13 protein-coding genes and 1 pseudogene are annotated in these 12,600 nt (G+C 72.5%); all 14 read right to left on the bottom strand.

Annotation, left to right across the window (positions count from 1 at the left end; genetic code table 11):
* Window positions 1–11: 11 nt before the first annotated feature.
* Window positions 12–353, bottom strand: a pseudogene (locus N912_RS66960) (NADPH-dependent FMN reductase); the annotation flags it as partial.
* The gene (locus N912_RS0108685; protein ID WP_028922141.1) at window positions 350–730 is read right to left on the bottom strand and encodes an LLM class flavin-dependent oxidoreductase; all 381 of its coding nucleotides are present in this window, start codon (window positions 728–730) and stop codon (window positions 350–352) included. The pseudogene N912_RS66960 and the gene N912_RS0108685, both read right to left, overlap by 4 nt.
* Before the next feature lie 20 nt (window positions 731–750).
* The gene (locus N912_RS0108680) at window positions 751–2,034 is read right to left on the bottom strand and encodes a hemolysin family protein (protein ID WP_028922140.1); all 1,284 of its coding nucleotides are present in this window, start codon (window positions 2,032–2,034) and stop codon (window positions 751–753) included.
* A gap of 25 nt (window positions 2,035–2,059) precedes the next feature.
* On the bottom strand, window positions 2,060–4,348 hold the full coding sequence (locus N912_RS0108675) for a heavy metal translocating P-type ATPase (protein WP_037063034.1): 2,289 nt from the start codon (window positions 4,346–4,348) through the stop codon (window positions 2,060–2,062).
* 21 nt (window positions 4,349–4,369) lie between these two features.
* On the bottom strand, window positions 4,370–5,269 hold the full coding sequence (locus tag N912_RS0108670) for a hypothetical protein (RefSeq protein WP_028922138.1): 900 nt from the start codon (window positions 5,267–5,269) through the stop codon (window positions 4,370–4,372).
* 24 nt (window positions 5,270–5,293) lie between these two features.
* Window positions 5,294–5,500 (bottom strand): heavy-metal-associated domain-containing protein, encoded by a 207-nt coding sequence (locus N912_RS0108665; protein WP_028922137.1) that lies wholly within the window; start codon window positions 5,498–5,500, stop codon window positions 5,294–5,296.
* 32 nt (window positions 5,501–5,532) lie between these two features.
* Complete coding sequence (locus N912_RS0108660; protein WP_028922136.1) at window positions 5,533–5,814, bottom strand: metal-sensitive transcriptional regulator; 282 nt, start codon at window positions 5,812–5,814, stop codon at window positions 5,533–5,535.
* An 81-nt stretch (window positions 5,815–5,895) separates the two neighbouring features.
* Window positions 5,896–6,684: an alpha/beta fold hydrolase gene (locus N912_RS0108655; RefSeq protein WP_028922135.1), complete on the bottom strand. Its 789-nt coding sequence runs from the start codon at window positions 6,682–6,684 to the stop codon at window positions 5,896–5,898.
* Window positions 6,681–7,754 carry an NADH:flavin oxidoreductase/NADH oxidase gene (locus tag N912_RS0108650; protein WP_028922134.1) on the bottom strand — a complete coding sequence of 358 codons (1,074 nt, stop codon included), beginning with the start codon at window positions 7,752–7,754 and terminating at the stop codon, window positions 6,681–6,683. The genes N912_RS0108655 and N912_RS0108650 overlap by 4 nt, the downstream gene beginning before the upstream one ends.
* Before the next feature lie 89 nt (window positions 7,755–7,843).
* Window positions 7,844–8,638: an IclR family transcriptional regulator gene (locus N912_RS0108645; protein ID WP_028922133.1), complete on the bottom strand. Its 795-nt coding sequence runs from the start codon at window positions 8,636–8,638 to the stop codon at window positions 7,844–7,846.
* A gap of 20 nt (window positions 8,639–8,658) precedes the next feature.
* Window positions 8,659–9,582 (bottom strand): ABC transporter substrate-binding protein, encoded by a 924-nt coding sequence (locus N912_RS0108640; RefSeq protein ID WP_211261149.1) that lies wholly within the window; start codon window positions 9,580–9,582, stop codon window positions 8,659–8,661.
* 29 nt (window positions 9,583–9,611) lie between these two features.
* Entirely contained in the window at window positions 9,612–10,358 is a 747-nt protein-coding gene (locus tag N912_RS0108635) for an ABC transporter ATP-binding protein (RefSeq protein WP_028922131.1), read from the bottom strand.
* A 2-nt stretch (window positions 10,359–10,360) separates the two neighbouring features.
* Window positions 10,361–11,128, bottom strand: coding sequence for an ABC transporter permease (locus tag N912_RS50385; RefSeq protein WP_051579845.1), 768 nt, complete (start codon window positions 11,126–11,128; stop codon window positions 10,361–10,363).
* Window positions 11,125–12,465 (bottom strand): aryl-sulfate sulfotransferase, encoded by a 1,341-nt coding sequence (locus tag N912_RS50380; protein WP_051579965.1) that lies wholly within the window; start codon window positions 12,463–12,465, stop codon window positions 11,125–11,127. Before N912_RS50380 ends, N912_RS50385 begins: the two co-directional genes overlap by 4 nt.
* Window positions 12,466–12,600: the final 135 nt, after the last annotated feature.

Genomic DNA, 12,600 nt, shown 5'->3' with positions numbered 1-12,600 from the left:
CCTCCGCCGGTCGCGGCGAGCAGGACCGGCTTGTTGGCGAGCGCGTACTGGTCGACGAGGTCGAAGAAGTGCTTGAACATCCCCGGGTACGAACCGCGGAACACCGGGGTCGCGGCGATCAGCAGGTCGGCCCGCTCGGCGAGCCGCAGCGAGGCCTCGACCTCGGGGCCGACGTCGTCGCGCTCGGTCGCTCCGGTGAACCCGGGGCCAAGGCGGTAGACGTCGATGCGGGAGGACCGCACGGGCAGGATTGCGGCCAGCGTGTCGAGGATGACGTCGACGAGGCCCAACGTCGTGGACGGCCGGTTCGGGCTGCCGGTGACGACGACGACCCGCAGTGCCGCGCCGGTCATGCCGCGCTCCGCTCGGCCGAGGCGACCTCGCGGCGCACGACCGGCGCGACCTCGGTGCCGAGCCGCTCGATCGCCTCCAGGTGCTCCTTCTGGGGCACGCCGCCGACCCCCACCCAGATCGGGATGGTCTCGCCGTCGGCGCGGGGCGCGATGTCCGCGTCGACCAACGGGGCGCGGAAACGTCCCCGCAAGGTCAGCGGATTCCGCTCGCGGATCTCGAGGAGCAGGTCGAGCTTCTCGCGGAAGAGGTCGGCATAGTCGCGCCGGTCGTACCCGAACAGCGGGAAGGACTCGGTGTAGGAGCCGCGCCCGGCGATGATCTCGGCTCGCCCGGCCGACAGCAGGTCGACGGTGGCGAACTGCTCCCACACCCGCACCGGGTCCCGCCGGGTGATCGTCAGGCCGGCGCGGTTGTGGGGTTCGGGCGCAGCCGCACTCCGGTGATGGCGTGGTGGGCGACCTCGGTCACCTCGACTGTCCAGTCGGTGAGCGCGACGGTGTCGCCGGGGGCGTCGGGGATGCGTTCGAGCACGGCCAGCACCAGGCCGGCGACGGTGGTGTAGTCACCGCGCGGCGCGTCGGCCAGCACGACGCCGAGGTCGGGCAGGTCGTGCACCGGGAACGTGCCGGGCAGCGACAGCGAGCCGTCCGGCTGTGGTTGCACAGCCATCACGTCGCGGTCGGTCTCGTCGTAGATCTCCCCGACGATCTCCTCCAGCAGGTCCTCCAGGGTGACGATGCCGGCGACGCTGCCATGCTCGTCGGCGACCAGCGCGAACTGCTGGCGCTCGTTCTTGAACCGGCGCAGCGCGTCGGACACCCGCACCGACTCCGGGAACACCACCGCCGGATGGACCACGTCACGCGCCGCGCCCCGCTCGCCGAGCAGCTCCCGCAGGTGCGCGATGCCGACCGTGTCGTCCAGGTCCCCCGAGGTCACCACCGGCGCGCGGGAATGCCCGGACGCGGCCAGCTCGGCGCGGGCCCGCGCGATCGGCAGGTCCGCGGCCAGGGTGAACACCTCCCGCCGCGGCACCAGCACCGCCCGCAGGGTCCGCTCGTGGATCTCCAGCGCGCCGCTGATGATCGTGCGCTGCTCCGCGGTGAGCCCCCGGTGGCCGACCACCAGGTCGCGCAGCTCCTCCGGGCTGAGCTGCTCGCGCGCGGCGCTCGGGTTGCCGCCGAACAACCGCACCACCAGGTCGGTCGCCGCGCCCAGCGTCCACACCGCCGGCCGTGCGATCGCCGCCAGGGCGTCCAGTGGCCGGGCCACCAGCAGCGCCCACCGCCGCGCGTACTGCATCGCCAGCCGCTTGGGCGCCAGCTCGCCGAACACCAGCGTGACGAAGGTCAGCACCACCGTGACCAGCGCGATGGCCACCGCCTCCGCCGCCGCGCCCAGGAACCCCAGCGGCGGCACCAACGGCTGGGCCAAGGTCACCGCCGCGGTGGCCGAGGCCAGGAAGCCGGCCAGCGTGATCCCGATCTGGATGGTGGCCAGGAACCGGTTCGGGTCGCGCGCCAGCCGTGCCAGGGTGCGCGCCCCGGCGCCGCCGTGACGTTCCAGCTGCCGCAGCTGCCCCTCCCGCAGCGAGATCAACGCGATCTCGCTGCCCGCGAACACCGCGTTGATCAGGACCAGGACACCGACCAGCACCAGGTTGAACCAGTAGCCGCCCATCTACCTCGTCGCACCGTCCCCGTTATCACGATGAACCACGCACAGTACCGGGGGCGAAGCGGCGCAGGGTGAGGCTGTTGGCGACCACGAACGCGGAGCTCGCGGCCATGGCGGCGCCGGCGATCATGGGGTTGAGCAGGCCGGCGGCGGCGAGTGGCAGGGCGGCGACGTTGTAGGCGAACGCCCAGAACAGGTTCGCCTTGATGGTGGCCAGGGTGCGGCGGGCCAGCCGGATGGCGTCCGAGGCCGCGCGCAGGTCGCCCCGGACCAGGGTGAGGTCGCTGGCCTCGATGGCGACGTCGGTGCCGGTGCCCATGGCCAGCCCGAGGTCGGCCTGGGCGAGCGCGGCGGCGTCGTTGACCCCGTCGCCGACCATGGCCACGACCCGGCCCTGCGCCTGGAGGTTCTTGACGACCTCGGCCTTGTCGGCGGGCAGGACCTCGGCGATGACGGCGTCGGCGTCGATGCCGACCTCCTCGGCGACGGCGGTCGCGGCGGCGGCGTTGTCGCCGGTGAGGAGCATGGGGGTCAGGCCGAGGCGGCGCAGGCGGGTGACGGCCTCGGCGGAGGTCGGCTTGACCGTGTCGGAGACGACGAGGACGGCGCGGGCCCGGCCGTCCCAGGCCACCGCGACGGCGGTGCGGCCCTGTTGTTCGGCGGCGGTCCTGGCGGCGGTCAGTTCGGGGGTGAGGGGCTGGCTCCATTGTTCGAGCAGGGCCGGGCGGCCGACCAGGACGGCGTGGCCGTCGACCGTGCCGTGCACGCCGAGGCCTTCGGTGTTGGTGAAGTCGGTGACCTCGGGCAGCGTGGTGTGGCGGTCCCTGGCGGCCCGGGCGATGGCGGCGGCGATCGGGTGCTCGGAGGCGTTCTCCAGCGCGCCGGCGAGCCGCAGTGCCTGGGCCCGGTCGGTGCTGGGGTCGAGGTGGATGTCCACCAGGGACATCTGGCCGGTGGTGACGGTGCCGGTCTTGTCCAGCACGATGGTGTCCACCCGGCGGGTCGACTCCAGCACCTCGGGTCCCTTGATCAGGATGCCCAGCTGGGCGCCCCGGCCGGTGCCGACCAGCAGCGCGGTGGGGGTGGCCAGGCCGAGCGCGCAGGGGCAGGCGATGATCAGCACGGCGACGGCGGCGGTGAGTGCGGCCCCGGTGTCGGTTCCGGTGCCGAGCCAGAACCCGAGGGTGGCCACCGCGAGGGCGATGACGATCGGCACGAACACCCCGGAGATCCGGTCGGCCAGCCGCTGCACGGCCGCCTTGCCGTTCTGCGCCTGCTCGACCAGGCGGGCCATCTGCGCGAGCTGGGTGTCGGCGCCGACCCGGGCGGCCCGAACCACGAGGCGGCCGCCGGAGTTGACGGTGGCCCCGGCGACCGGGTCCCCGGGGCGGACCTCGACGGGCACGGACTCGCCGGTGAGCATGGAGGCGTCGACCGCGGAGGAGCCGTCCTCGACCACGCCGTCGGTGGCGATCTTCTCCCCGGGGCGGACCACGAACCGGTCGCCGACGGCGAGCCGGTCGGTCGGGATGCGGACCTCGGTGCCGGCGCGCAGCACCGTCACGTGCTTGGCGCCGAGCTCGAGCAGCGCGCGCAGGGCGGCGCCGGCGCGCCGCTTGGAGCGCGCCTCGAAGTAGCGCCCGGCGAGGATGAACGTGGTGACCCCGGCGGCGACCTCGAGGTAGATGTTCCCGGCCCCGCCGTCCGGGTCGCGGGCCAACAGCGAGAACCCGTGGACCATGCCGGGAGTGCCGGCGGTGCCGAACAGCAGCGCGTAGAGCGACCAGCCGAACGCCGCGCTCACGCCCAGGGAGATCAGCGTGTCCATGCTCGCGGCCCCATGCCGCAGGTTCGCCCAGGCGGCGCGGTGGAACGGCCACGCCGCCCAGGTCACGACCGGTCCGGCCAGCGCAAGGGAGATCCACTGCCAGTAGGTGAACTGGGCGGCGGGGACCATCGCCATCGCGATCACCGGCACCGACAGCGCGACGCTGGTGACCAGCCGGTCACGCAGCGGCCGGGTCGGGTCGGTCCCGGCCGGCGTGTCCGGTGTGTCCCGCGCGTCCCGCCGGACCGGGAGCCGGGCGGTGTACCCGGCGGCCTCGACCTGGGCGACGAGCGCGGCGGGGTCGATCCCGCCGGGGGCGTGGACGCTGGCCTTCTCGGTGGCGTAGTTGACGGTGGCGGTGACGCCGTCGAGCTTGTTGAGCTTGCGCTCGACACGGTGGGCGCAGGAGGCGCAGGTCATGCCGCCGATGGCCAGTTCGATCTCGGTCACCGCCGGGTCCGAGGACGGTGCCGTCGCGGTGGTGCTCATGGTCGGGGCCTCCGGTGGGGGTCAGTGGCCGTGGGCGTGCTCGGCGGCGGGCGGTGCGGCGGCGGTGGCCGGCCCGGTGGGCACGGTGAACGCCGCCGTGCGGACCACGCCACCGTGCTGGAAGTCCAGGAACAGCCGGTAGGTGCCGGCGCTGGGCACCTCGGCCACGAAGGTGACCGTCGGGCCGGGCGCGGTGCGGCCGTCGCCGGGCGAGCCGTCGGGGTGCACGTGCAGGTAGGCCAGGTCGCCTCCGCGCAGCGCGACCAGGTGCCCGTAGGCGGAGAGGTAGGGCTGCAGGTCGGTGACTTCTCGGCCGTCCCTGCTCACGGTCAGGCTCACCGGCGAGGCCCGGCCGGGCACGAGGTCGCCGGCCAGGGTCACCGTGTAGCCGTCGACGTGCGCGGTGCGGCTGGGCTGGTAGGTGACGGGTTCGAACGAGCCGGCCGCGACCAGGTCGACCCCCAGGGTGATGGCCGGTCCACCGGTGCGGGCGAAGTCGGCGAACGCCCGGTAGGACCCGGCGGCGGGAAGCGTGAGCGGCACCCGCCAGGTGCCGTCGGGGTCCATCTCGGGGTGCACGTGCTGGAACGACGCGGTGTCCCGGCGCACCACTATCAGGTGCATGCGCTTGTCGTGCTCGACGTCGAACCCGGTCACCGCCGCGCCGTCGGGGCCGGTGACGCGGAAGGCGAACTCCTTCGCCGCGCCGGGGGTGAACGCGGGGTCGGCGGGGGTGAGGGTGTAGCCGCCGCTGCTCGCGGCCAGGCCGCCGGGCTGGTCGGCCCCGGCGCTCGACATCGCCTCGCTAGTCCCACCGGCCTCACTCGACAGTGGGCCGACCGCCGATCCGACCGCGTACCCACCGGACGCGAGCACGACCAGCGCCGCGCCGTAGGCGGCGAGCCTCGTCGATGTCCTCATGCCGTCCCTCGAACGCCGTGGAGGTCAGCCGGCGAGCCGGTAGCCGGCCGTCTCGACGGCGGCCCGGACCTGGGCCTCGTCGACCGGCCCTTCGCTGCTCACCGTGACGGTCCCGGTGGGCAGGTCCACCGCGACCTCGGCCACGCCGTCGATCTCGGTGATCTCCTCGGTCACCGAGAGCGCGCAGTGCTCGCAGGTCATCCCGGTCACGGTGTAGGTGCTCTCGCTCATCGGCGTTCTCTCCTCCGCTTGTCGTGGTTCGGTCAGGACTTGACCAGGCGGGCGATGGCCGCGCTCGCCTCGGCGACCTTCGCGTCGGCGGTGGTACCGCCCTCGGCGACGGCCTCGGTGACGCAGTGCCGCAGGTGCTCGTCGAGCAGGCCCAGCGCGACGGCCTCCAGGGCCTTCGTCACCGCCGAGACCTGGGTGAGCACATCGATGCAGTACTCGTCGTTCTCGATCATCCGGGCGATGCCGCGCACCTGGCCTTCGATGCGCCGCATCCGCCGCAGGTAGCCGTCCTTGTCCTTCGTGTAACCATGCATGGGATACCTCCTGGGGGTAATTCGGAGATTACCTAAGGGGGGTATCGTATGCAAGCGGGGTGCCGAGATCGACACCGGCGTCTAGCCGGAGACCACTCCGGTCAGCAGCGTGGCGGTGCCCTCGGGCGACTCGACGTGGAAGTGGTGAGTGCCCAGGTCGACGGGCACGATGCGGAGGCGGTCGCGGTAGCGGTCGACGGCCTCCCCGGTGATGATCGAGCGCACCGCGAACAGCGTGATCGGCGCCGTGACCTCGCGCAGCGCGGCGTCCATGTCCCAGCGCACCAGGCCCTCGAGCGACAGCAGGCCCGCCGGCTGCCGGACGGCCGCCATCTTCGCGAAGTAGGCGTCCTTCAGCGCCGGGTGGGTACCGGGCGGGGAGCCCGCCTCGACCATGCCGCGCATCGCCGAGGCGAAGTCCTCGTGGAACGGCCGCAGCACGGCGTCCGCCCGGCGTTCGTCCTGCGCGGGGAACAGCGACAGGTAGTGCAGGGCGTCGAGCGCGACCACGTGCGTGACCACGTCGGGAAGCGCCCGCGCGGTTTCGACGGCCACCGCCCCGCCGAGGGAGTGCCCGACCACGACGCAGCCGTCCACCGACTCGGCGTCGAGCACGGCGGCGACGTCGCGGGCGAACTCCTCCATCGTCCAGACGTCACGGGTGGAGCGGGACTCCCCGTGCTCGGCGAGATCGACGGCGAGCACGCGGTAGTGGCCGGGAAGAAAGCCGGTGATCGCGTCGAAGTCGGTGCGGTCGCACCCCCAACCGTGGATGAGCGCGAGGGTCGGCCCACCGGCCGGGCCGCTGACGGTGTACCGGATCGTCGTGTCGCCCGGGCGCCGAACCGTGCGGCTCGCGGTGATGCTCACAGCGCGCGGTGGTACTGGTAGGGCCAGGCCGCCGTGTCGTCGGGCCGGTCGCGCAGGGCGAGGTACGGATCGCGCAGCAGGGCGCGGCCGATCAGCACGGCGTCCGCCCGGCCGTCGGCCAGGACCCGGCGGGCCAGCGACAGGTCACCGATCTGTCCGACCGGGGCGACCGGGAGGCCCGACGCCTGCCTGAGCGTGCTCGCGAACTCGACGTTGACCCCGTCGCGCGCCGGCGGCCGCGCCTCCCGGTCGCGCACCAGCACACCGGAGGTGACGTCGAGCAGGTCGATGCCCACGGCCGCGAGCTCCTTGGCGAACGTCGCCGCCTCGTCGATCGAGATCCCGCCCTCGATCCAGTCCGTCGCGGTGATGCGGACGAAGACGGGCTTCTCCGCGGGAAAGGCGTCACGGACGGCCCGGGCCACCCGCAGCGGAAACCGCATGCGGTTCGTCGGTGTTCCGCCGTACTCGTCGGTCCGATGGTTGGACAGGGGCGAGAGGAATTGGTGCAGGAGGTAGCCGTGCGAGGCGTGGATGTCCACGGCTTGGTACCCCGCCAGGTGAGACATCCGGGCCGCGCGGGCGAACGCCTCGACGACCTCGTCCAGGTCGGCGTCGTCGGCCTCCCGGGGCACGCCCAGGTCGCCGAACGGGACCGCCGACGGCGCGAACGAGCGCCAGCCGCCGTCCGCCACGCTCACCGGGCCGTTCTGTCCCTCGCCGTCCCAGGGCACCCGGTGTGACGCCTTCCTGCCCGCGGCCAGCAGCTGGACGGCGGGAACCGCGCCGCGCTCGGCGATGAACGAGGTCAGGCGTTGGTGCGCGGCCGCCTGGTCCTCGTTCCAGATCCCGAGGTCCGCCGAGGTGGTGCGGTGCGCCGGCCCGACGGCGTTGGACTCGACCATGACGAGGCCCACCCCGCCGACCGCGCGGGCGCCGTAGTGCACGAGGTGCCAGTCGGTCGGCTTCCCGTCGGCTCCCGCGGCGTACTGGGCCATGGGGGACATCCACAACCGGTTGGGGACCGTGACGTCCCGCAGCCGCAGCGGCATCTCCGATAACCGTCTCATGCCACCCAATGGTACGCCTTATCGCAGTGCGGCACGGTTCGGAGAGATGTGGGGCCGAAGACCGTGGTGCACAGGAATGGATGAGGTGGTCAGGCGGAGGAGAGCAGGCGGCTGATCTCCTCCGCCGCCGCGACGACCCTCGGTGCCAGGGCCTTCTCGCGTGAACCGTCATAGCGCATCTGCGGCACCGGGAGCGTGAGCGCCGCGACGGGGCGCCCGGCCGCGTCCGTGATGGCCGCGCCGATGGAGGCGACGTGCGGGCGGTACCACGACGACGAGCCGTGCAGCGCGTACCCGCGCTCGACGGTCCGGGCGATCTCCCGCCGGACCTCCTCGGTGTCCGGCACGGGGGCCTGCGCGAACTCCGTGAGCTCGCGCCGCAGCAGCTCGTCGACCTCGGCATCGTCCAGCAGTGCCATGATCGCCACGCCCCCGGAGGTGGCGCGCAGCGGCACGCGTACGCCGATCTCCTGGACGACGCGGACCACCTGCGTGCTGTCCTCCCGCGCCACGATGACGAGGTTCTCGCCGTCGCGCAGGCCCAGCAGAACCGTCTCGTCCGTCTCGGCCGCGAGGCGTTTCATGACGGGCCCCGCCACCTCACGGAGGTCCTGCTCCCCGGAGCCGCGCAGCCCGAGGGTCAGCGCCTTCATCGTCACGCCCCACCGGGCGCGCTCGGGGTCGACGACCCTGAGCCAGCCGGCCTCCTGGAGCGTGACCAGGCACCGCTGCACGGAGCTCTTCGGGATGTCCGTCACGCGGGACAGTTCGGAGACGCCGATCGGCTGTCGCAGCGCGACCTCTTCGAAGACGCGCAGCGTGCTCAGGACGCTGTTGATGGACCGGACACGGCTGGCCGGCCTGTCAGCTTCTCCCGTGGGCACAAGATCGCCAGCGTAACAGGTCAGGGTTTGACGAAGCTGTTGTCGGTGAGCGTCGCGTAGTCGGGGAGCTGGGTGGTCGGCCCGATGGCTCCCTGGTCCTTCTCCCACCGCCCGAGGGTGGTGAGTGTGGCGGCGAGATCCGCCTGTGGTTGCCGCACGGTGAAGTCGAACTCGGAGAGAACCGTCGTGAGCAGTGCGGGACCGAGTTGGGTCGCGGCGGACACGGCGGCCACGGCGTCCGGCGATTGTGCCTCGAGGTCGGCGCTCGCGTCTTTCAGGGCGGCGAAGAAGGACGACAGCGCCGGGGACTTCTTCGCGACAGCGGTGTCGGTGGCCAGATAGAGGCTGTGCTGGGTGTAGCTTCCGCCGCCGAGCACTACCGCGTCATCACCGAGCGCCGCGACGACCTGGGCCTGATAGGGCTGGAATATCGAGACCGCGTCGACGTTGCGCTGCGTCGCCGCCGTCACCATTGCCTGCGGCGCCACCTGGACGAGGGTGGCGTTGATCCGGTTGTGGCTCAGCGTGTCGGCCGCGAAATAGGCGGCGCTGGTGCCCAGTGGCGTGCCGATCCTTCGTCCGGCGAGGTCGTTGACCGTGGCGATGCCGGTGCCGCGCCAGGCCACGATGCGGGAGCCCGCCCAGCGTGACCCGTCGGCGACGATCCGCAACGAGGCGGACCGGGTGAGCGTCGCGGCGGTGGGCACATCGGCGGCGGTGGTGACGTCGACCTGGCGCGCGGCGAGCGCCTGCAGCGCCTCCACCCCGGAGGGGAAGTTCACCACCTTCACGGTGATCCCGTGGCGGGAGAAGTATCCCGCCCTGTCCGCGACCGGGACCTGCGCCCAGGAGGGGTCGACCACGAATCCCACGGTGAGCGTCTGCGTCGACTCGTCCGGGCCGGCGCAGGCGCTCGTCGACAACATCACCGCCGACGCGAGCACGGTGAGGACAGTTCTCAGTACGGAGTTCTTCACGGCTTCTCCAGTTGATGGTGCAGGCATCGCCGCAGCTCGCTGTAGCCGGGAAGGTCCGCGAGGCTGTCCGGTGGGCGGGGCCGGGCCAGTGGGTTGGCGATATGGGTGCTCAGTTTTCCGTCGCGGATCACAACGATGTTGTCGGAAAGCCGAATTGCCTCGTCCACATCGTGCGTGACGAACACGATCGTCCGTTTCAGGCGCGACCACAGGTCCACGACGAGGTCCTGCATGCGTAGCCGGGTGAGGGCGTCGAGCGCCGCGAAAGGCTCGTCCATCAGCATGATCTCGGGCTCGCCCGCCAGCATTCGGGCGATTCCCACGCGTTGGCGCATTCCGCCGGACAACCGGCTGGGTCGCTCACGGGCCACCGAGGGGGGCAGCCCGACCATCTCGAGCAGCTCGGCGATCCGTTCGGCACGGAGCCCCCGTGGGGTGCCGAGGGCGTGCAGCGCGAAGCCGATGTTGCCGGCGACGCTCGTCCACGGGAAGAGCACATCGCGTTGGAAGACCACGCCTCGGCGCGGGCTCGGCTCGGTGACCGGCCGGGTGCCGTCGACCACCTCGCCGGCGGTCGGGGCGAGCAGGCCGGCGAGGCAGTGCAGCAGCGTCGACTTGCCGCTCCCGGACGCGCCGACCAGCACGGTGAACGAGCCGTCCGCCGCCTCGAAGTCGATGTGGTCGAGCGTCGGGGCGGGCCTGCCGGGGAAGCGGACGGTGAGGTCGCGGGTGCGCAGGCTCATGGTCAGCGTTCCTCGCTCGCCCACCGGGTCAGCGGCCGGGTCGCCGCCGTGACCGCCACGTCGCAGGCCGCGCCGAGCCCTCCGAGCACGATCAGGCAGAAGATCAGGCGGTCGGCCTGGGAGAACAGCTGCGCCTGGTAGATCCGGTAGCCGAGGCCGGAGGTGGTGCCGGTCATCTCCGCGACCACGATCAGGACGAACGCCATCGCGGCGCCGACCCGCAGCCCGGACGCCACGTCCGGCCCGGCCTCCGGGATGACGACCCTGGTCACGACGTGCCACCTCGACGCGCCCAGGCATCGCGCGGCACGCAGGAACTCGACGGGCGTGGAGGCGAAGCCGGCGTGGCTGTTGATCCACACCGGCACGAACACCCCGAGCGCGATCACCAGCGTCTTGCTGTTCTCCCCCAGCCCGAACCAGAGGATCGCGAGCGGCACCAGCCCGATCGTGGGGATGGGGGCAAGCAGGCGCAGCATCGGTTGCATGAGCCGGCGTCCGGCCCAGGTGCTGGAGGTGACAGTCCCGGCCAGGAAGCCCGCGGCGGCGCCGAGGACGAAGCCGACGGCCGCGCGCCGCAGGCTGGCCACCACGTCCGGTACCAGGACGCCGTCGCCGTAGAGCGCCCCGCCGGCCCGCAGGATGTCCGGGACGCCGGGGAACAGCTCCCTGGGGAACTGCCCGGTCGCGACGACCAGGGTCCACAGCAGGCCGGCGAGCACCAGCCCCAGGGCGGTGCCGCCGAGCGCCTTCACCGAGTCCGCCGTCATGCGCTCGACGCCACGGACGGCGCGGGCGCGGCGCGTCGGTCGATCGCGTCCAGCGGACCCGGCGCCCCGATCGGAACCCAGTCGAAGGGCACCGCCTGGGACCGGTAGATCAGCCGGGTGCGGCTGGCGCGGTCGACGTTCGGCACGGTCGGCTCGCGGACCTCCGGCTCGCCGGCCACGCCGTCACCCTCGTGCGGCGTGAGGTACTCCCACACCACCTCCCCGGTCGGGGTGACCTGGAAGATCCGGCCCTGCATGCCCTCGGTGACCAGGGTGTTCCCGTTCGGCAGCCGCTGGGCGTTGCTCACGAAGGAGCTGAAGAAGCTCCAGGACGGCAGGCCGGAGTCCTCGGCGGTGTACTGCCAGACGATCCGCTCGGTGGACGGGTCGATCTCCAGCACCCGCGATCCGGCGTAGATGCCCAGCGGCGCGGGCGGGTACCCGGCGCCGCCTTGGTTGTCGAACACCAGGATGTTGCCCGCCCCCGCCAGCCCGTCGGCGATGACGTGCGGGTTGTGCTGACCGGAGATCTGGTCCAGCGGGCGCGGCAGGTTGTGGACGTGGATCCGTTGGTGCTGCTGCCCGGCCTCGGCGGGGAAGTACGGCCCCAGCCGCCACACGATCGCCCCGCTGGCCTTGTCGATCAGCGCGATGACGTTCGCCTTGCGGGAGCTGATCAGGATGTTGTCCGGGTGGAACACGCCGGCCGGGTCCGCGCGGTGCCACCTGTTGGGGCCGACGGTGGTGGCGCTGTTGATCTCCAGGTACCCCCAGATGTCCCCGGGGTCGCGGGCCACCGCCGCGCGCATGTTCTCCCGGCCCTCGTCCGAGAGGCCCAGCTCGTCGAGGTGGTCGCCGGCCCGCCACTCCCAGACGATCTCGCCGTCCGGGGTGACCTCGTACAGCCCCTGGTCGCCGGTGACGTGCGCGCCCAGGCCGGGAACCCGCCGGGGAATGGTCACCAGCAGCAACCGGTTGCCGTTCGCCAGCAGTTGCCAGTCGTGGTTCTGCCGGGCCGCGCCGCCGGGTGCCTGGGTGCCCCACTCCCACAGCGTCTCGCCGGTCCAGGACAGCTGCCCGACCGTGCGGTTCGCGTAGATCCCGCCCCGGCCGCCGGGGACCTGGGACAGCTGCAGGCCGACGTCGCCGAGGCGCCCGCCGTTGAGCGCGGGGTCGATGATCCTGGGCGGCACCCCGGGGAAGGGCCACCGCTGGTGCACCCTGCCGTGCAGGTCGATCAGCCGGGTGATGCCGTCCGCGCCGCTGTACAGGACGTAGCCGGGATAGGCCCGACCCGGATCGAGATAGGTCACGCCGCTGAACCGCACGAAGGCCATGCCGAGCACTTCTACCAGCCGAAACGGCCACTGCCACGGGTTTGAATCAGCGCAATCTAAACGATTTGAGCGGTGGCCGGGCTCGCGTACTCTAATCGGTTTGAATCCCCGTTCGGGGACGTTGCGGGGAGGGGG

The organism is Actinospineispora acaciae DSM 45401 (genome assembly GCF_000620785.1).
Classification (GTDB): domain Bacteria; phylum Actinomycetota; class Actinomycetes; order Mycobacteriales; family Pseudonocardiaceae; genus Pseudonocardia; species Pseudonocardia acaciae.
This window is presented reverse-complemented; position numbering and strand designations above follow the sequence as displayed.

Coding starts and splice junctions, on each gene's coding strand:
- N912_RS0108680 (WP_028922140.1), bottom strand. CDS start 2,034: ATGGGCGGCTACTGGTTCAACCTGGTGCTGGTCGGTGTCCTGGTCCTG.
- N912_RS0108675 (WP_037063034.1), bottom strand. CDS start 4,348: ATGAGCACCACCGCGACGGCACCGTCCTCGGACCCGGCGGTGACCGAG.
- N912_RS0108670 (WP_028922138.1), bottom strand. CDS start 5,269: ATGAGGACATCGACGAGGCTCGCCGCCTACGGCGCGGCGCTGGTCGTG.
- N912_RS0108665 (WP_028922137.1), bottom strand. CDS start 5,500: ATGAGCGAGAGCACCTACACCGTGACCGGGATGACCTGCGAGCACTGC.
- N912_RS0108660 (WP_028922136.1), bottom strand. CDS start 5,814: ATGCATGGTTACACGAAGGACAAGGACGGCTACCTGCGGCGGATGCGG.
- N912_RS0108650 (WP_028922134.1), bottom strand. CDS start 7,754: ATGAGACGGTTATCGGAGATGCCGCTGCGGCTGCGGGACGTCACGGTC.
- N912_RS0108635 (WP_028922131.1), bottom strand. CDS start 10,358: ATGAGCCTGCGCACCCGCGACCTCACCGTCCGCTTCCCCGGCAGGCCC.
- N912_RS50385 (WP_051579845.1), bottom strand. CDS start 11,128: ATGACGGCGGACTCGGTGAAGGCGCTCGGCGGCACCGCCCTGGGGCTG.
- N912_RS50380 (WP_051579965.1), bottom strand. CDS start 12,465: ATGGCCTTCGTGCGGTTCAGCGGCGTGACCTATCTCGATCCGGGTCGG.